Annotated in this window: 15 protein-coding genes and 1 pseudogene; 12 read left to right on the top strand and 4 right to left on the bottom strand. The window is 34.3% G+C overall.

Translation table 11 applies throughout. From position 1 onward, the window contains the following. Positions 1-393: 393 nt before the first annotated feature. The 3 genes from H7992_RS13865 (at position 394) to H7992_RS13855 (ending at position 3,703) form a co-directional block, all read left to right on the top strand. Positions 394-1,458: a carbohydrate kinase family protein gene (locus H7992_RS13865; protein WP_370569881.1), complete on the top strand. Its 1,065-nt coding sequence runs from the start codon at positions 394-396 to the stop codon at positions 1,456-1,458. Between the two features lies 1 nt (position 1,459). Beyond that, the gene (locus H7992_RS13860) at positions 1,460-2,383 is read left to right on the top strand and encodes a pseudouridine-5'-phosphate glycosidase (RefSeq protein WP_187044983.1); all 924 of its coding nucleotides are present in this window, start codon (positions 1,460-1,462) and stop codon (positions 2,381-2,383) included. Between the two features lie 138 nt (positions 2,384-2,521). Continuing rightward, the gene (locus H7992_RS13855; protein WP_187044982.1) at positions 2,522-3,703 is read left to right on the top strand and encodes a NupC/NupG family nucleoside CNT transporter; all 1,182 of its coding nucleotides are present in this window, start codon (positions 2,522-2,524) and stop codon (positions 3,701-3,703) included. Between the two features lie 296 nt (positions 3,704-3,999). Here H7992_RS13855 and H7992_RS13850 read toward each other — a convergent pair whose 3' ends face one another. Then, positions 4,000-4,830 carry a squalene/phytoene synthase family protein gene (locus tag H7992_RS13850; RefSeq protein WP_187044981.1) on the bottom strand — a complete coding sequence of 277 codons (831 nt, stop codon included), beginning with the start codon at positions 4,828-4,830 and terminating at the stop codon, positions 4,000-4,002. A gap of 514 nt (positions 4,831-5,344) precedes the next feature. Here H7992_RS13850 and H7992_RS13845 point away from each other — a divergent pair. Continuing rightward, positions 5,345-5,545: a hypothetical protein gene (locus H7992_RS13845; RefSeq protein WP_187044980.1), complete on the top strand. Its 201-nt coding sequence runs from the start codon at positions 5,345-5,347 to the stop codon at positions 5,543-5,545. Next, on the top strand, positions 5,517-5,630 hold the full coding sequence (locus H7992_RS25110) for a GNAT family N-acetyltransferase (protein ID WP_187047900.1): 114 nt from the start codon (positions 5,517-5,519) through the stop codon (positions 5,628-5,630). Before H7992_RS13845 ends, H7992_RS25110 begins: the two co-directional genes overlap by 29 nt. Before the next feature lie 672 nt (positions 5,631-6,302). Here H7992_RS25110 and H7992_RS13835 read toward each other — a convergent pair. Both H7992_RS13835 and H7992_RS13830 read right to left on the bottom strand, forming a co-directional pair. Continuing rightward, complete coding sequence (locus H7992_RS13835; RefSeq protein ID WP_187044979.1) at positions 6,303-7,466, bottom strand: zf-HC2 domain-containing protein; 1,164 nt, start codon at positions 7,464-7,466, stop codon at positions 6,303-6,305. Next, positions 7,456-7,998, bottom strand: a complete 543-nt coding sequence (locus tag H7992_RS13830; RefSeq protein WP_187044978.1) for an RNA polymerase sigma factor — start codon at positions 7,996-7,998, stop codon at positions 7,456-7,458. The genes H7992_RS13835 and H7992_RS13830 overlap by 11 nt, the downstream gene beginning before the upstream one ends. A gap of 483 nt (positions 7,999-8,481) precedes the next feature. Between H7992_RS13830 and H7992_RS13825 the strand changes: the two genes are divergently transcribed. The 3 genes from H7992_RS13825 to H7992_RS13815 all read left to right on the top strand — a co-directional run bounded on the left by H7992_RS13825 (position 8,482) and on the right by H7992_RS13815 (position 11,036). Then, complete coding sequence (locus tag H7992_RS13825) at positions 8,482-8,814, top strand: hypothetical protein (protein WP_187044977.1); 333 nt, start codon at positions 8,482-8,484, stop codon at positions 8,812-8,814. A 380-nt stretch (positions 8,815-9,194) separates the two neighbouring features. Further along, a complete protein-coding gene (locus H7992_RS13820) occupies positions 9,195-9,968 on the top strand; it encodes an SDR family oxidoreductase (RefSeq protein WP_187044976.1) in 774 nt (257 codons plus the stop codon). A gap of 294 nt (positions 9,969-10,262) precedes the next feature. After that, positions 10,263-11,036, top strand: a complete 774-nt coding sequence (locus tag H7992_RS13815) for a GNAT family N-acetyltransferase (RefSeq protein ID WP_187044975.1) — start codon at positions 10,263-10,265, stop codon at positions 11,034-11,036. Between the two features lie 418 nt (positions 11,037-11,454). Here the strand turns inward: H7992_RS13815 and H7992_RS24770 are convergent. Next, positions 11,455-12,024: pseudogene (locus H7992_RS24770) on the bottom strand (helicase); the annotation flags it as partial. Between the two features lie 166 nt (positions 12,025-12,190). Between H7992_RS24770 and H7992_RS13805 the strand changes: the two are divergent. From H7992_RS13805 to H7992_RS13790, 4 genes are all read left to right on the top strand, one after another. Continuing rightward, positions 12,191-12,748: a cysteine hydrolase family protein gene (locus tag H7992_RS13805; protein WP_187044974.1), complete on the top strand. Its 558-nt coding sequence runs from the start codon at positions 12,191-12,193 to the stop codon at positions 12,746-12,748. A 388-nt stretch (positions 12,749-13,136) separates the two neighbouring features. Then, entirely contained in the window at positions 13,137-13,553 is a 417-nt protein-coding gene (locus H7992_RS13800) for a VOC family protein (protein ID WP_187044973.1), read from the top strand. Positions 13,554-15,227: 1,674 nt separating this feature from the next. After that, a complete protein-coding gene (locus tag H7992_RS13795; protein ID WP_187044972.1) occupies positions 15,228-17,459 on the top strand; it encodes a YcdB/YcdC domain-containing protein in 2,232 nt (743 codons plus the stop codon). A 280-nt stretch (positions 17,460-17,739) separates the two neighbouring features. Further along, positions 17,740-18,681 (top strand): thymidylate synthase, encoded by a 942-nt coding sequence (locus H7992_RS13790; protein WP_067209777.1) that lies wholly within the window; start codon positions 17,740-17,742, stop codon positions 18,679-18,681. The last annotated feature ends 9 nt before the right edge of the window (positions 18,682-18,690 follow it).

Below are 18,690 nucleotides of genomic sequence, written 5' to 3'. Positions count from 1 at the left end.
TAGTTATATATATTCGATTACTGGTTCTGAATCACGAATAATTACAAGTTCTATTGTTGAGGTTATCGCTTAACAGAGAAGATGTATTGGAATGAGTCCTTTTTATTTTAAAAGATAAGGATAAGTTTTTCTAATTGGATCAGTGTTTAGACACTTGGCGTTAGCTATGTGGCAAAGTGAGTTATGTTGCTGGATCGGCTTTTGTCTGTAACGTCTAGCGGGAGCATTACTCTTTTCTCATCTTGTTGAGACAATAGTGGAAATAGAGCAATTTATTGTTGACAATTTATAAAAAAGTCGTATACTAAACATATGTTTACAATATAAACTTTTGTTTCAAGGATGAGGGGGTGTGAAAAAATCGCTAATGAAAATGAGGATTTAATTTTAGGTATGATTAAAGAAAGACCACTTATTTCTCAACACGAATTGTCGGAACTAACAGGTTTATCAAATTCTTCAATTGCTGAAATTATTTCCGGGCTAATCAAGAATGAGCATATTTCCGGGAATGCTTATGTTTTAAATGAGAACTCACCTATTATTTGTATAGGTGGAGCTAATGTAGATAGAAAACTCTATGCAAAGTTTGAGATATCTAATGGAACGTCTAATCCAGTAAAATCTTCTCGAACGATTGGAGGAGTAGCAAGGAATATTGCTGAAAATCTAGGTAGACTGGGTGAGCAAGTTGTATTAATCTCAGCAAGTGGTAACGATTTAGAATGGAAAGAGATTTATGATATGTCTTCTCCATTTATGAATTTAGAGCATGTTACTCAATTTGAAAATGCATCAACAGGTTCCTATACCGCGGTATTGGATAAGAACGGTGATTTATCAATTGCATTAGCAGATATGGATATTTTCGAAGAAATTACTCCTGAATTATTGGAAAAAGACAGCAATATTCTTAAATGCGCTAAATGTATTGTAGTTGATTTGAATTGTCCGGTTGAAACGGTTGAATTTCTTTGTTCTTTCGCAACTGAGCATACTATTCCACTAGTTATCATTCCTGTTTCGTCTCCAAAAATGAATCGACTGCCCAAAACACTGGATGCGGTTAGTTGGCTCATCGTAAATAAAGATGAAACAGAAACTTTTATGAATATAAAAATTAATGATGATAAAGATTGGGAAAAATCAGTTGAGAGATGGTTAGAATTAGGAGTTAAAAATGTTATTGTAACTAACGGATCAAAAGGTGTGCTTACAGGTAGTGAAAATGGCGAGATTCGTTATTTTCCAGCTATCGAAGAACCAGTAGTTGTGGATGTTACAGGTGCGGGGGATTCATTTTGTTCGGGAGTTATTTATTCCTGGTTACAAAAGAAAGACTTTGATTACATTATTAAGTCCGGTTTGGTCAATGCCCAAAAAACAATTTTGTCAAAGCATACAGTTAGACAAGAATTATCTCAAAAACAATTTAAACTAGATATGGAGGAAATTTAAAATGAAAAAGTATATTGAATTATCAAAAGAGGTTCAACAGGCAAAAGAGGAAGGGAAAGCAATTGTGGCATTAGAGTCTACAATTATTTCTCACGGGATGCCTTATCCCCAAAACGTGAAAATGGCTCGAGAGGTTGAACAAATTGTTCGCGATAACGGGGCTGTTCCAGCAACAATTGCTATTATTGATGGGAAAATCAAAATTGGTTTAACAGATGAAGAGTTGGAGTTATTCGGTAAAAGTTCAGATGTTGCTAAAGTGTCAAGACGCGACTTGCCACAAATTATTGCTACAAAAAAACTAGGTGCAACAACTGTGGCAACTACAATGATTTGTGCTGAATTAGTGGACATCAAAATCTTTGTAACAGGCGGTATTGGTGGCGTTCATAAAGGTGCAGAAACTACAATGGATGTTTCAGCTGACCTTGAAGAATTAGCTCAGACGGACGTAGCGGTAATTTGTGCAGGAGCTAAATCAATCCTAGATCTAGCGCTTACAATGGAATACCTTGAAACAAAAGGGGTTCCTGTGCTTGGCTATGAAACGGAGTGTCTACCAGCATTCTATACAAGAAATAGTGAATTTAAATTAAACTTCTCTACGGATTCAATTGATGTAATTGCTGATGTATTGAAAACTAAATGGGAATTAAATCTTAAAGGTGGGGTAGTAATTGCTAACCCAATCCCTGAAGAATTTGCTATGGATGAAGACTATATCAATGGAATTATTGACCAAGCAATCAAAGAAGCAGAAGAAAATAATATTATTGGTAAAGATACTACACCGTTCTTACTTGGTAAAATTAAAGAATTAACAGATGGTAAAAGCCTTGATGTAAATATTGAATTAGTAAAACACAATGCTAAAGTAGGAGCTCAAATTGCAGTTAATTTAAACAGCAAAACAAACGAACAATAAAATTAATACTTAAGATCAGCTGATCTTTACTACTATAAATTCACTCATCTAGTTCCTTTTCGTATTTTTACAAAAATATGAAAAGGAACTAGTATTATCAATTAATTGAAAGCGCTAACATAAAAGGGGATGATTTACATGAAATTTCTATTCTTAATAACAGGGATATTACTTGTTTTTTTTATTGCGTTTATATTTAGTAATGATAGAAAAAAGATAAAATATAAACGTATTCTGATTATGTTAGCTGTACAAATCGTTGTAGTTTATTTCATGATGAATACTAGTATAGGTCTTATTGCTATTACTAGTGTTGGTAAGTTTTTTGAGAAACTGTTAGCTATTGCTGATACAGGAATTCAATTTGTATTTGGTGGTATCGTGAATGAAGGTGAAATATCTTTTATATTTGTAGCGTTATTACCTCTAGTATTCTTATCGGTCCTAATAGGTATACTAAACTATATCAAATTATTACCTTACATTATCAAATATCTAGGTTTATTTTTAAGTAAAATAACTGGAATGGGTAAACTTGAAAGCTATTTTGCAGTATCTACTGCAATACTTGGACAACCAGAAGTATTTTTGACAATTATTAGACAAATACCTCATTTATCTTCAAAAAGACTTTATACAATTTGTACTTCCGCGATGAGTGCAGTAAGTATGGCAATGGTTGGAGCTTATATGACGATGTTAGAGCCGAAATATGTTGTAACTGCTGTTGTTTTAAATATTTTTAGTGCACTCATAATTGCAAATATTATTAATCCGTATGATTTAGAAAGTGATGATGAATTAATTCAAGTGGATGAAGATGAGAGAGTTCCTTTCTTCCAAATGGTTGGAGATAGCGTAATGGATGGTTTTAAACTCGTAGTTACCGTTGCTGCTATGCTATTAGGGTTTATTGCTTTGATGGAATTAATTAATGTGATTTTTCTCGGCGTATTTCAAGTCTCATTCCAAACAGTTATTGGTTATATCTTTGCACCAATCGCTTTCTTGATGGGTGTGCCATGGGCAGAAGCTGTACAAGCGGGTGGAATTATGGCTACAAAACTTGTTACTAATGAATTTGTTGCAATGTTGAGTTTTGGTGAAATTTCTTCAAATCTTTCTGATAAAACAGTGGCAATTGTATCGGTTTATTTGGTTAGTTTTGCAAACTTTGGAACTGTTGGTATTGTTGCTGGCTCAATCAAATCAATTAGTGAAAAACAAGGTCATTATGTTTCGAAATTTGCTTTAAAACTGTTATTAGGTGCAACACTAGCCTCCGTAATTTCGGCTACTATCATTGGTATTGTTATGTGATTATATAAAAGGGAATATGTGTGCATTGATGGATTCCTATGGTTTTAAAATTCGTCAACTATTGTCATTTCCAAATAGACAGAAGAATGGAAGGAAGAACTCAGCTGTATAATGTAGTTGATTTCTTTTTTTGTATATTATGCTCTTTGCTTTTAAAAGAGGGGATTTAGAATTTAGATTAATGCTTACACAAAAAGCATAAGTGGCCTAATGGCTAATCAAAAAGACGACTGCGCATTCAAAATTCGAATGTACAGTCGTCTTTTTTCGAAAGTCATTAAAAACACTGCAACAATCTAACCGTGTTTTTGATCATTAATAATCTCGTCCACAGTGGATTCTACTTCTGTACGTGACATTTTTTCTTTACCATTTTTTAATGTTTTTAAAGTGCTTTTTGCTAAAGCAAGCGGAATTTTACAGAACAACAAAATATTTTTTGTGTCAATCGATTCTATATATTCATCGGCTTTATTCAAATTCGCTGTTGCATAGGCAAACATATCGTTTCTATCCCAACCATCGGGTATAAAACGGACGCCGCGATCAGCATCTTCATCTTGATTGCGTAGCATATTGACAGCTTGCAAGCCTCGGCCATAGCCAATCGCTAAGTCTCGATCCGTTTTCGTGCCGTCATACAACTCCCATATATCAGATAACATAATGCCAACTAAGCCAGCTACATAATATGTATAATCATCTAAATCTTCTTTCGTTTTTACAACCCAGTCTTTTTCTACCCAACGGGCCATACCATCGGCCATAATACTCGTCGACTCTTTAACCTTGTCAATAATACTTTCCGGGCATACGGAAAGCCAATCACCCAGTCTTAACGTAACCTCTGGTAAAAGACTCTCATAGGGCTTTAAAAGTTGTTGATAGGCTACGTCATCAAAATCAGTTTGTAAAAGTTTGCTAGTCGAACGCAACAAGTGCTGCTTAGTTTCAGCTTCTAAGTCCTCGTGATCTTCAATTTCATCAATCGCACGCATACATAAATAGGCAGAGCCGACCGTCTTTCTTAATGTCGGATTGAGCAGCTTAATTGGAATATAAAAGGTTCTACTTGTTAGCTTTAGTACATGCATAGCTTCTTTTTGTAATTTAGCTTCATTACTCATTGAGATTATCCCCCTTCAACCTATGGCAGTGTTAGTAGATTAATTAGTGTTTACGCTTTTTGTTGACTTGTCATTATAACTTTGAACGCAGGCTCAATAACTGAAACTCAAGGTACCTACAGTGTTAACTAGTTAGATGCAAAAATCTGATTTTCAAGGGAACGTTAAATAACAATCCTAGAACTTCCCAAATATACCCCTATTTCTAGGAGCAGCTGAAAATAATAGTTATACTTTCATTTAATCATAATTAGGTGAAAAACGGAAGTCACTAAAGTCACTAAAGCCACTTAATATGAGATAATGGGTGAAAAAGTATTGTGTTGTAGTGATTAATTTAAAAACGTGGCAAACTGTTGCGAGAATATAATATTTAAAAAAGAGGTGTGATTGTTGATAACAGAATTATATGAAGTACATTAAGCAGTAAGTGACCTAGATTAGAGAAATAAAAACTTCAGATGCAGAAAATTTTGTCTATCTTACTCGGCAAGTCGAGGGAAGTACTGAATATATGCTCTGGGAAGTAGGAGAAAGAAATATTCAACCCGAACAACAACGAATAATTATAGAGGGTATAGAGGAAAACGAGACCTCTACTATATTTGTTGCTGAAACTGACAATGTGTTAGTGGGGTACTTATGGCTGTTGGCGGTAATGCAAGAAGAAGAAACATTCTTCCTATATTGTTATTGGAATAGTAGAGGATTATAGGGGACAAGGAAGGGGAAGAATGTTATTTAAAGAGTTGGAACAATGGGCATCTAACCATAATATACATCTAATATACATCGTTTAGAACTGGCAAGGGAGTCAAAGAAATATTTTAGATAAATATGGTGAAATGAGATTTAATGGGGGGAGAAGATGAAAAAAGAAAAAAGTCAAGAAGGTTTTTTTAAAAACATACTAAATGAGATTCAAAATTCAATCTTATTTGAATTGATTTGGAGTATTTTATTATTTATACCGAGAATGATAATTCGATTAATCAAGAATATTTATTGACTTATTGTTATGTTCTTATTGAGTAATGTAGTTAACTACTTTCCTGAATCGGTGTTATGTCAATCTGTTGTGTATGGCGTATACAAACCCGTTTAGCAACATAATGTTTTCGATTTATGAAATTGGGGGACATGCCATAAAGAAATACTTCATCCTTTTATTGCTCATTGATACGGGCTACATGACTTGGAAAAATTAGAAACTATATAGCTCATGGCAATATAAGTGAACCTATTGATAAAAAGTCGGACTAGATATCATGATTTCGGACTGGCTGTACTTCACAATAGTACTTGACTCAATTGGGATACCATATAATAAAACTATTAATATTCTTTGCGCTGGAAATTTTGCTATTGATGATTAAAGATTATTATCAATTTTAAAATGCTGAACAACTAAAATTTTTTTCATCACTAAAAAGACTCTCACTACAATTATTTACTAAGTGAGAGTCTTGTAATCAGTCTAATTCTAATACGATCGGTTCAAGTTGTTTTTTTATCTCTACAGTAACCGGCACTAATTTGAATGTACTTGGAATTTGTTCGTAACCGTCAAATTGTAGTTTATAAACGGTACGATTATTAATAAAATCTACATTTGCTCGGTCAGAAGCAATTAATCGATCGTTAATGACCATTTCCCAACTACTTGCACGAACTTCTGGCTCACCTTCCGTAGAAATTTGTAAATGTAATATGTCTTGTTTGATTTCTAATGCATCGATTATATATGTTTCATTTTCAAATTGAAATGGCTGTAACTGTGCTGCATTCACTTCCGTCTCATATAAATCGAAAACATCCGCTTTCATTTCAAGCACCTCGAATGTCGCTGGCTTTGTATGTCTCGGAACAGAAGTCGTATAAATCATTTCCCCTAATACATCTGTACCTCTACCACTACTACTATGAATATTGATCATAGGTCGTTCGCCTTCTGGTAAATACTTTGTTCGTATAATTAATTGTCCTGCTTCATTTCTAATCGCAAATTCAATTTTTGATCTCATTTTACCGAAAAAGGCGTAATGCGTATCGAGTAGCAATGGGTCAGCACTCACTTTATATTGATATCGAGTTCGAATTTCCTTGTATAAATTATCATAATATTGCTGGTATTTATCCTTAAATTTGACTCGAAAATGAATATCAATGTTATCTCCATTTTCTACAACTTCATTAATCGAAACATCCAAAAATGGCTCATTTAAGTTAGGAACTTGTTCGGCTGCCGAAAGGTCTTTCTGCTCACGACTGTTAGCTTCAGCTAATTGAGTTGGCTCGTCAATCTGCTGTGCTACTTCATTCGGTGTACGATTTAAAGAATAAAGTGCGAAGCTTAACACAATAACTGCTGCACCGATTACACTAATTTTTAATGTATGCCAAGATTTTTTACGCTTTGTATTTGTTTGAATACGTTGCATAATGAAATCAGCTTGACTATGTGTCATCATTGGCTTATTTAGCTGTGCAAATAAAGATTTTTGTTCATTTACTAATTGCTCATATTCACTCTGACAATTTTTACAGTATTGCAAATGAGCTTCCATTTTTTGTTGCTCACTATCTTCTAAAAAACCTTCTATATAATCTTCCAACAAGTTCGAATTACATTTCATAATAATAACCTCCCTTTGTCGTTCCGATTGACCTTAGTTTTCTTTTACTACGGTGCAGTTTGTTACGAACGTCATTTAAAGAAATTTGTAGCACTTGCCCGATTTCATCGTAGCTAAGCCCATTCACATATTTTAATAACAATACGGAATGTTCAGTTTCATCTAACTGCTGAAGAAGATGCTCTAATTGCTCATTTGTTTCACGTAATAACAATATTTTTTCCGGATAACGACTATCCGTTACTTCGATATTGATTGGTGTCGTTTGATACTTATGCTTTCGTAAATGATCAAAACAATTATTGACCACAATTCGATAGAGCCATGCATTAAATGACCCTATATTTTCATACTTATGTAGGTTATAGTACACCTTAATAAAAATATCCTGAACGATATCTTCTGCGACAGTACGATTTCGGACAATTCGTATAACAGTGTTAAATACTTTCTGTTCATAATGTTTGATAACGTGTGCAAAGTAATGATCTTCTCCGTGCTTTACTCGTGCAATCACTTCATCCATCTCCATCCGATTCACCTCCTTACTACTATAACGAACAAATCATTATTTCCTCTCAAGATAATTTTAATTTTTTCTATTTAAGAGAAACTTATTTACTGTTTTATTGAATAAAAAAACAATATTTTTCTCTATTTTTAATATTTGATAATTTTTTTGGGAAATTTGTTCTTTTCTAAACAACTCGGGATTCTAACTTTCAGAATTTTTAACCTCCGTTTTATAGACTCACGAAAAGCCCGCTCAGATTAACGTTTTGTGGGCTTGAATTGTTGTCATTTTTCCCCGTAGTTATAAAAAAATTAAATAATAAGTCAATTTAATATTCGAAATTATTTATTTAGGATTAAATAGGTGGTACAGCTCGCCCGTATAACGAACAAATCTAGTGAAGGAGCTACAAGTGTGAGCTATGGTTAAATAATTTATTCATGGTATTATATTTACAGTAATAGAATGTAACAATTCAGAAAAATACTGGGAGGTTTATTTATGAAAAGAAAATCAGTTCTTATTCTTGGTTTTGTAGGAGTTCTCGCACTATCAATTGGTTTTATGAAAGACTTGCAAGGTACAAAGGTATTTGCACAAAATGAACAACCAAGAGTAGAAGATGGACAAACAGACACTAATAGCCAAGATCAATACAAAGTAATAACAAGAGAGGAACAAGAAATTAGAGAAAGTATGTTAGCTGAAGGAAAAGAAGTTTCCACAGTTATAACAGCGAAAGAGCAAGAAATAGTCGAAAATATGTCAGCTCAACAAGGGTTTATTCCACAAGCAAATGGAACGGGTTTCTATTTTGAAAAAGAGAAAAAATAAGTTTACTTGTTAAACTCCCATGAAAATAAAAAAAAAAGCTCTTATTATTGATAATAGCGCATAAGAAAAAAACTCAGATAAAGTTTTTTTGAAAAAAGACTGAGCCTTGAGAAGGATAATATTGAACTGAAAGGTAAATCAAGAATCAGCTCCATTCTTCAGAGAATAAAGGCTGGGCAGTAACCAGAGTAGGATTAATCTCCCATAAGTGCTACCCGTATTGGGTGCGACAGTCTATGTGATGCACCGGAGTCTCCAGTACCCATTCTGCATATATATTCATCCTTTTAGGTGTAGCGCTGATTTTGCACTACATGTATGGCTAACGGGCAATCGTAGAGATGTATTTAAATTTAATATTGTAATGGAGGAATGTTTTAATGAACCAAATAATAGGGGGAATTGCTATTGTTACAGGTGTAAGCCGCCTAAAAGGGATTGGTGCGGCTATTTGTAAAGAGTTAGCTGAAGCGGGCTATCATATATTTTTTACCTATTGGACAGAATATGATAAAAAAATGCCTTGGAGTATTGATTTAAATGAGCCAATGATATTAAAAGAAGAATTAATAAAAAAAGGTGTTAAGGTATCAAGTATGGAGTTGGATTTAACTCAATATGATGCTCCTGAACAACTTTTAAGTAGAGTTTCTGAACAACTTGGTTATCCCGATATCTTGATCAATAACGCAGCATATTCAACTAATAACGATTTTTCTAATATAACTGGCGAAGAATTAGATAAACATTATATGGTAAATGTTCGTGCGACGACACTATTAAGTAGTAAATTTGCCCAAAATTTTGATAAGAAATGTGGTGGAAGGATAGTCAATATTACTTCAGGTCAATTTCAAGGACCGATGCCTGGTGAATTAGCATATGCAACAACAAAGGGAGCCGTCGATGCTTTAACTATCACATTGTCGGCCGAACTAGCCCCTTTGGGAATAACGGTCAATGCAATAAATCCAGGTCCAACTGATACAGGGTGGATGACAGAGGAAATAAAAAGTGAATTAAAACCAATGTTCCCTTTTGGTAGAATTGGTGAACCGAAAGATGTAGCAAAAATGATTAAATTTCTAGTGAGCGACGAAGCAGATTGGATTACAGGTCAGATTATACACTCGGAAGGTGGATTTAAAAGATAATTAAACTAAAAGCTTTGATTCTAGAACCATATTACTGTATTTAATTTCAATGTATATCTAATTAAGAACTATTAATTGGTGCTTTATTGGTAGATCATTGAGTTGCAATGCTACTCTTTTTTCTTGTTCAACTGAAGATCGAGTTTATTTTAATAAGTTATTACTTTTTCATTTTAATCTTAATCTTTATCTGAAAAATGTGGTGAATGTTAGAGAGGATTCACATTAAATAAATAATTAATGATATCATTGTCGTAAAGATTGAATATTTTATATATAGAGAGAAGGAATTGAATGATTTATGAATTAAGTAATGATTTGAGAAAAAAGCTAATCCCAATGTTCGATGGTATGGATAGCACTATTATTCTTTCATGTCTTCAAGGGCATATGGGAACCGCGTTGGTTGACGATCTTGAAAATCCTACAGTTGCTCAAGTAACAGTGGGGATTTTTGTTTTTTTTGCTGGAAATCCTAATACAAAGATAGCGGAAGAACTTCTATATAATCTGTCGGAGTATAGTCTTGCTATTGTTAATACTGAAGAATGGAAAAATCGTATCGAAACAATACATAAAGGTTCAATAGAGAAGTTTCAACGGTATAAATTTAACAAAAACCCAGAACACCTTGATAAAACCCACATACAGAAATTATTAACTCCATTACCAGAGGGATATGAACTGAAAAAAATAGATGCGACGATAGCAAAAGAACCATCTTTGCATGAGCTATCAGAAGACTTTATAGCTCAGTTTAATTCGATAGATGATTTTATAGACCGAGGTGTAGGTTTTGCTATTTTGAAGGAGGGACAAGTGGTATGTGGAGCAACATCATTTAGCATTTATGATGATGGAATTGAGATTGAAATTGCTACACATCCACAACATAGGAGAAAAGGCTTGGCAATAATAACAGCCTCTGCGTTGATATTAGACTGTCTAGAGAGAGGAATATATCCAAGTTGGGATGGAGCCAATAATGAATCTGTTAAATTAGCTGAAAAACTTGGATACATTTTTAAAGAGTCATATGATACGTACTTTATTGATTATATAAAGTAACCCCGATCATTTTTTATATGGATTTTAAAACCAGAAAATTTAAAGATCCAATTTAGTCCATGGGCTCAATACCATTGTGCAGGATAATACTTAAACTAACTAGTGCGTTTCTACAATAAGTAGAGGCGTACTTTTATAGTTGTAGAAGGAGATAAGGTTAGTTCCGTTAAAATATAGTAAACCTAATATGGACCCACTAATAGGAAGGAAAGATTCACAGTGAATATTGAGTACACGCGATATCGAGTGAAACAAGGTAAAACAGAAAATGTAAATGAGTGATTAGCTTTTTTGAACGAACATCTTGAAGATGTACAGGTTACCCTTGAAGACGAGAAAATGTACATTTTTAAATTCGGCAATTAAGTTGTGGGGCTGTTAATTGCCCAAAGTGTTTATCGTTAAAATTACGACTAATTCAAGCTTGGATGAAATTTTCTTGCAAAACGTTTCGCAAGAATGGGCTCGGTTTACCTACACTGTATAGCTGTAAAAAATGCATAGCCCTGGTGCAGGCTGTGTAAAAAACTCTACGCAGGGTCTCATCACCATATACTAGCTCAGATGCGTCATAAATGATGAGAGCGTCGAATTCGATACCTTTGGATAAATACGACGGTATGACAATAACTCCTTTTTCATATTCAATGGAGCCGTTCTTCAAGAGCATAATTTCATTAATGTTAGACAGGGCTTCATATGCACTTTAACTATCCTTAGCTGATTTGCATATTATGGCAATACTATTATAGCCGAGATCTCGTAAATCCACGACTTTTGATGCGATGTTGCGGTGGAGTTCTGTGTGATCGAGCAATTGTGTCTGCGCGGGTAGCTCGCCGTCGCGTTCGAAAGGGATAATCCGTTAGCCGTTAGGTACTAGTCTACGTGTAAATTCGATAATTTGTTTTGTGGATTGGTAGCTGCGTGTGATGTTAATCACTTCCGTTTCAATCTGTCCGTATAAGCTCATAAGTGTGTGAAAATCATCCATTTATCATTAAGAGAAATTGTGCTAAAATTAAATCATCTAAGGATTTTGAAAGCCAATTCAAGAGTAGATATTATGACTAATAACAAAAAAATACTAAGAGGTATACGTCTAAATAAATTTATTTTATTGCGTTACCTGACACTTGAAAGGGGAAAAACATTTGAATCAAGCAGTGTTAATTATTGATGCACAACAAGAATTAATTGATGGGAATCAAGTAGAAAGTGCAGTTTTTAATAAAGAGCAACTTATTAGGAATATAAATTTTCTGATCGAAAAAGCATGGGAATCTGATGTTCCAGTTGTCTTTGTTAGGGATTTAGATGTTGCTGAAGGTAAAGGTAAAGGGTTTCAAGTTCACGATGAAATTAATGTGCCTACTGATACAAAGTTTTTCGATAAGACTGCAACTAACTCCTTCTATGGGACAGGACTTCTCAATCATTTAAGATTGCAAGAGGTTGAACATATTGTTATTATGGGTTGTAAAACACAACACTGTATAGATAGTGCAGTCAGAACAGCAACTATTAATGGTTTTGATGTTACATTAGTTGGTGATGCCCATTCAACAACAGACAGTGGTTTTTTAAGTGCAGAACAAATAATAAAGCACCATAATGAAACACTTCATGGTCATTACAATGTTGAACACTTTTCAATTGTGAGAAATGCAAAGGAAGACTTGTTTCATCCAAGTCATGATTCATATAGATAATTTAAGAGTGCAATACTGAAATGTTTGCCAGTAATTGAAAATATTGAGATTAATATCCCGATTCCTTGGCATAGTAACTAAGGAATCGGGATATTTTAATGAAAATGAGTTTGAAACAAATTGTAACTTCTAAGTGAATTCAACTAAGTATGTGAATTGGTGCATTTAAACTAATGAGTGCATTACTCGGACAATTATACTGTATCTTTACTTCTTCCAGTAAAGATACAGTATAATTAAATGTGGGATTAGAAGGGGATTTCATTTTATATTAAAACTAGTGCCCAAATAATTATAATAGAAATATATTAAACTTGGATGATAATAAATTCAACTTAAATAGAATAAGTCTTTATTAAGGATAATAATATTGAACGGAGGAAGTAAATTGGAATATGTTTTAGATCATGTTGGAATAGCTGTTAGAAGTATTGATGATGCTCTTCCCTTTTATCTTAATGTGTTAAATGGATTAGTAGAGGACCGTTATACAAGTGATACACCTGGCGTTGAAGTGCACGTTGCTGTTGTCAGAACTAATGATAAAGTAATTGAATTACTCGCACCAACCAACAAGAACTCTCCAATGGCTAGGTTTATAAAGCAACGGGGAAAAGGAGTGCATCATATTGCATATCGAGTTGACGATTTGGACAAAGCAATACTCGAGTCCAGAGAAAATGGAGTTCGTTTTCTAGAGAACACATTACGTACTAACGCACGTGGAAGAAGGCTCATTTATATTAATCCCGCCTCAACTGATGGAACTTTAATTGAACTTTGTAGCTATTCTACGAAAACTTAATTAGTAGAAACAATATCTAATGATTTGTATGTTCCATCTAAAGTGATGGATATTTGGTGGACGAGGAGTATATTTTTGTTAAACAAATAGTATTAGTCGCGGGATTATAGATAGCCACCTAAAATTCCTTCTATTGATGAGCAGATCTTATTTCATAAATATTATTGACACAGAAGTAGGACTATTCAAGATGTGAAATCATGGCTTTTAATCCTGATCAAAGACATTCAAGAATTTTGAGACAAAGGAGATGTAAAATGGACCTATGGATTATAATTAAACAAAGTTATGTATTTATTTCTATTTTTATAATCATAATGCTTCTAAGCTTATTAATAATAGGTTCCATTTGGAAAAAACGTGTCAACATCCCTAAATCGTTAGCTGCACTAACAATAATAATTTTCGGATTATTAATAATCTTTTCGTTATTTTCGTTGATTTTTATAATTTCTTTTGGATATAATTCTTAATAAAAAATACTTCAGCAGCTCCCATAACGGATGTGATGTCTACTATTACACGCATGTAGCATTTAAGCTTAAAAGGTCGATTGCTTATCAGGGAAGTCGATCTTTCTGATTTGGTTATCTTGTACTCAAGCATCTTTTTCAATTGGTGCAAACATACTTAATATTTATTACCTAATCTACTGTTTCATAGTCTGGCCTTCTAGCACAACCTCGAAAAATCATTACAAGAATGATTCAACTTTCTGATGTCAATCCCCTTTAAGCACTCAAAACCAGTTCCACTAACAGTTCAATAATGATCTTGAACTGTTACATAAGAGTAGTACTTGTAGTAAATTAATTACAATACCTTCTAATAAATAGTCTCTTATCGCCTTTAGATTTATGGGTAAATCTTCGATGTTTTTTTTGATTTTTGACGAGAATAGTATATGAACAATCTCGTCCCGCAGCCAACCGATCATATAACGCCGGGACCGATCATACCTCGTAGCCAACCGATCATATAACACTGGGACCAATCATACCCCGTAGCCAACCGATCATATAACGCCGGGACCGATCATACCTCGTAGCCAACCGATCATATAACACTGGGACCAATCATACCCCGTAGCCAACCGATCATATAACACTGGGACCAATCATACCTCGCAGCTGACCGATCATATAACGCCGGGACCGATTATACCTCGTAGCCAACCGATCATATAACACCAGGACCAATCATACCTCGCAGCCAACCGATCATATAACGCCGGGACCGATCATACCTCGTAGCCAACCGATCATATAACACTGGGACCAATCATACCCCGTAGCCAACCGATCATATAACATCCAGGACTAATCATATCCCGCAAATAAGAATAAGAAGAACATTATTGCATACCTGGGTCATTCTAGTTATCAAATAGGTGGAAAAAATAGGTATATTATATTAGTAGCAATCATAAAATAAATTTAATTGTTTAAAATCAACAATAGAAATGGAGGATTGAATAATTTTAATACAAGCTGTGCGCAAAGGGGGGAATTGTTCAGATATTATTTTAATAATGGTTAATTACTCCTGAAACTTCGGTACTGTTTAAAGAAGTGTAGGGATATTTTAATAAAGAGTAAATGAAATGCGGAATTAATTAACAATTAATGGAGTTAGATGTACGATTTGGGGACTACTGATATTAGGAGGGTTATATTGGTTAATTTAAAGAAAATTGGTATTGTATTAAGCTCTTCTGCTTTATCTTTTGGAATGTTTGCGTCTGTTGCCGGTGCTTCAACCACAGTGAGTGGGCAGCCTGGAAAAGTACAAATTCAGGTTGCTTCAACAGAAACAGTTTTCACAAAAGACGATTTAATAAAGAGGTTTAATGAGTTTTTTCCTAATCGGTTTGACTTCTTAACGAAAAGTGATTTTCAAATGGGTGGCAGTCACTTTTATCCTAATGACGATAAGTTACGTTATGATTTAGTGTTCACTAAGACAATTAATGGTAAGCAGTTATATGGTAGTGTTGTATTTGTTGGAGAGGAATTAGAAATTGAGCAATTTTACTATCAACCGTCTAATGAAGCAGAAGCGTTATTTCCCGCAAAGACCTCAAAGGAAGAGGCTAGAAAAATAGCAGTTGATTTTGTTGGGGAATTTATTGATGGAGAGAATTATCAATTAGAAACAGATCCCTTCAACTACTTTCCACAACAAATATTAACAGAACCAATTCGGTACTCATTCTCATTTTCTCGTACTAAAAATCAAATATCCATTTCTGATCAAAGAATAGAAGTATCTGTTCTTGGAAATGGTGAAGTCGTTAATTTTTACAGAGATTCTAAGAAGTTGGACTCATCAACTTATGATGATATAAAACAAATAAAAGATAAAAATGAAACTTTAGAGAAAGTAAAAGGAAATCTTTCAGTCGATTTGCAATATCAAATTAATCATGATTATCAAACGGGTGATCGCAGTGTTCAACTTGTTTACCAACCAACAACAAAGTTGCGTGGAGTTCATGCTTCTTCAGGTAAGTGGTTAACTGCAAACGGGTACTCAGCAGATTTACCTGAGGAGACAAAGATTGTAAAGGTTATAGCTAACCCACTACCGCCAAAACAAGATGGAATGACTTTAGAGGGTGCAAAGAAAATTGCAGAGCAATTCCTTAAAATTAATTCTGAAAAGGTTAAATTAAGTATTCAATCTATCGATGAGATAGAAAACTATAATGGACAGGCAGTAATTAGTATTCAGTACATGTATAATTATGAGAATGGCGGACACGGAACAAGTATGGAAATAAGTAAAAATACCGGAGAAATTATTCAATATAATGATATAACAAGCCAGATTTTAGAGCAAATTGGAGAGAAACCTAATAAAAAGGACTCTCTTTCTAGTAAGGAAGCCCTTGCGCAAGCAGTAAAATATGTGAAAGAATGGGCTCCTTCCTCTCTGCACAACTATGCTATGCCTGTAGAAGAACCCTATTTTGAAGAGAGACTAGGTGCCTATCAATTCAATTTCCCTAGAATTAAGAATGGCATTGTTGTGATAGGTGATCAAATTAATGTTGGCATAGCAGCTGATGGCTCCTTAAATAGCATTAATGTCAATTATCAAGAAGTTGAACAATGGCCAACGATTAATAAAGTGATTTCTGAGGAAGAAGCAATAGTTCTATTGAAAAAGGCACTTAGTCTAAAACTTACCTATATGAAACAAGAGAAAAGTGAAGACGAAAATCATTATGATTTAGTATATTTACCTGTATTTAACGAAAATCCGTTTAGTTATTTAAATGCCAACACGGGAGAATGGAATAGTCTGTTTGGTGAGAAAAATTCATCTGTTATTTCACATCCTTGGGCAGAAGAGGAACTTAATTATCTTATCAATGCTAAAGTCTTAGAGATAAAAGATAGTAAAGACTTTAATGGGGATGCCTCAGTATCAAAAGGAGAAGCACTAAAAGTCATCATGAATTCACTCACTTATATTTATTACGGTGGTTATTATTCTGAAAAAGAAAACAAAAACCAAACTTTTGAGAATATAGACCCGAAACATCCGTTATATCAATCGATTGAACGGGCAGTTGAAATGGGCATTATTAAGCCGGATAGTCAAAGTTTTTCACTTGATTCTCCAATCAAAAGGGATGAATTAGCAGCTTGGTATATACGCGTTCTAGGACTTGAACAAGCAGCTAAAGATAATAGTATTTATAAACTTAGTTTTGCTGATGCAAATAAAGTCCAAACAGAATACATTGGTCATGTTGCCTTGGCGAACTCATTAGGGTTGTTAAAGACAGAACAAAACCAATTTAATCCTGATAGAGAAGCGACATACGCAGAATTGGCAGTTTCAATTATTCGTCTTGCTCACAAAATGACTGAAAAAGGCAGAGGCTTGGGTTATTAAAATATAGCCATCTAGGCCTCGCAATGTGATTTTTTAAAATCCCTTTACCATTGGAGTTCTCAAATGGTAAAGGGGTTTAGTTTGTGCTAGAAGTTCACTTGAGTAAATATTCATATAAGTGTAATGAACAATGGGGTAATCCAAGAGTCTTCTCGTTATCAAGGACGAAAAACACAGTTCTGACATGGTTATTTAGAATAACCACGCCAGCGCTGTGTTTTTTATTATGATAGCTAGATCTTATTTGATATACTGAACACTAGCGCAAGGAGGCTTTTTAATGAAACAGTATTTAGAATTATGTAAACACGTTCTTGAAACAGGTGAAAAAAAAGAAGATCGCACAGGGACAGGGACAATCAGTGTCTTTGGTTATCAGATGCGCTTCGATTTAAATGAAGGATTTCCCCTTATGACAACGAAAAAAACGGCTTTCCGTCTTATTTCATCTGAATTGTTATGGTTCTTAAAAGGCGATACGAATGTCAAAACGCTTATTGAAGATCGAAATCCTATCTGGGATGAATGGGCTTTTGAACAATGGGTGACAAGTTCCGAATATAGTGGTCCAGATATGAGAGACTTCGGACGTCGCGCTGCAAAAGAACCAGAATTTGCGGCTGTCTATAAAGTTGAAATGGATGCATTCAAAAAACGCGTAGTGGAAGATGAAGAATTTGCTGCGACATACGCAGATCTTGGACCGGTATATGGTAAACAGTGGCGATCATGGTCAAATGGAGAACAATCGATTGATCAAATTGCCAATTTAATTGAAGGCATCAAAAACAATCCCGATTCCCGCAGGCATATTGTTACTGCATGGAACCCTTCTGAAGTCGAAGATATGGCTTTGCCACCGTGTCATGCGTTGTTCCAATTTTATGTAGCAGATGGAAAGCTATCATGCCAGCTTTACCAGCGAAGTGCGGACATCTTCCTTGGCGTACCATTTAATATTGCATCCTATGCACTTCTGGTTCATTTGATTGCACATGAATGCGAACTTGGTGTTGGCGAATTCGTCCATACATTGGGGGATGCTCATATTTACGCGAATCATGTCAATCAAGTGAATGAGCAATTGACTCGGGAACCGCGAACTCTTCCGACATTAAAATTGAATATTGAAGGCAAATCGATTTTTGAGTTAGAAACGCAAGACATCGAACTTGAAAATTATGAACCACATCCAAAAATCAAAGCACCAATTGCTGTCTAAAGAAAGGTG

The organism is Sporosarcina sp. resist, assembly GCF_014302295.1.
In the GTDB taxonomy this organism is placed as follows: Bacteria; Bacillota; Bacilli; order Bacillales_A; family Planococcaceae; genus Sporosarcina; species Sporosarcina psychrophila.
Note: the sequence above shows the minus strand (reverse complement) of the source record. Positions and strands in the feature narration are given on the sequence as shown.

Bases quoted from the DNA above. Each gene is read 5' to 3' on its own strand.
- H7992_RS13865 (WP_370569881.1), top strand. From the start codon at position 394: ATGATTAAAGAAAGACCACTTATTTCTCAACACGAATTGTCGGAACTA.
- H7992_RS13835 (WP_187044979.1), bottom strand. From the start codon at position 7,466: ATGAAATGTAATTCGAACTTGTTGGAAGATTATATAGAAGGTTTTTTA.
- H7992_RS13855 (WP_187044982.1), top strand. From the start codon at position 2,522: ATGAAATTTCTATTCTTAATAACAGGGATATTACTTGTTTTTTTTATT.
- H7992_RS13790 (WP_067209777.1), top strand. From the start codon at position 17,740: ATGAAACAGTATTTAGAATTATGTAAACACGTTCTTGAAACAGGTGAA.
- H7992_RS13825 (WP_187044977.1), top strand. From the start codon at position 8,482: ATGAAAAGAAAATCAGTTCTTATTCTTGGTTTTGTAGGAGTTCTCGCA.
- H7992_RS13845 (WP_187044980.1), top strand. From the start codon at position 5,345: ATGCTCTGGGAAGTAGGAGAAAGAAATATTCAACCCGAACAACAACGA.
- H7992_RS13850 (WP_187044981.1), bottom strand. From the start codon at position 4,830: ATGAGTAATGAAGCTAAATTACAAAAAGAAGCTATGCATGTACTAAAG.
- H7992_RS13815 (WP_187044975.1), top strand. From the start codon at position 10,263: ATGATTTATGAATTAAGTAATGATTTGAGAAAAAAGCTAATCCCAATG.
- H7992_RS13860 (WP_187044983.1), top strand. From the start codon at position 1,460: ATGAAAAAGTATATTGAATTATCAAAAGAGGTTCAACAGGCAAAAGAG.
- H7992_RS13830 (WP_187044978.1), bottom strand. From the start codon at position 7,998: ATGGAGATGGATGAAGTGATTGCACGAGTAAAGCACGGAGAAGATCAT.
- H7992_RS13820 (WP_187044976.1), top strand. From the start codon at position 9,195: ATGAACCAAATAATAGGGGGAATTGCTATTGTTACAGGTGTAAGCCGC.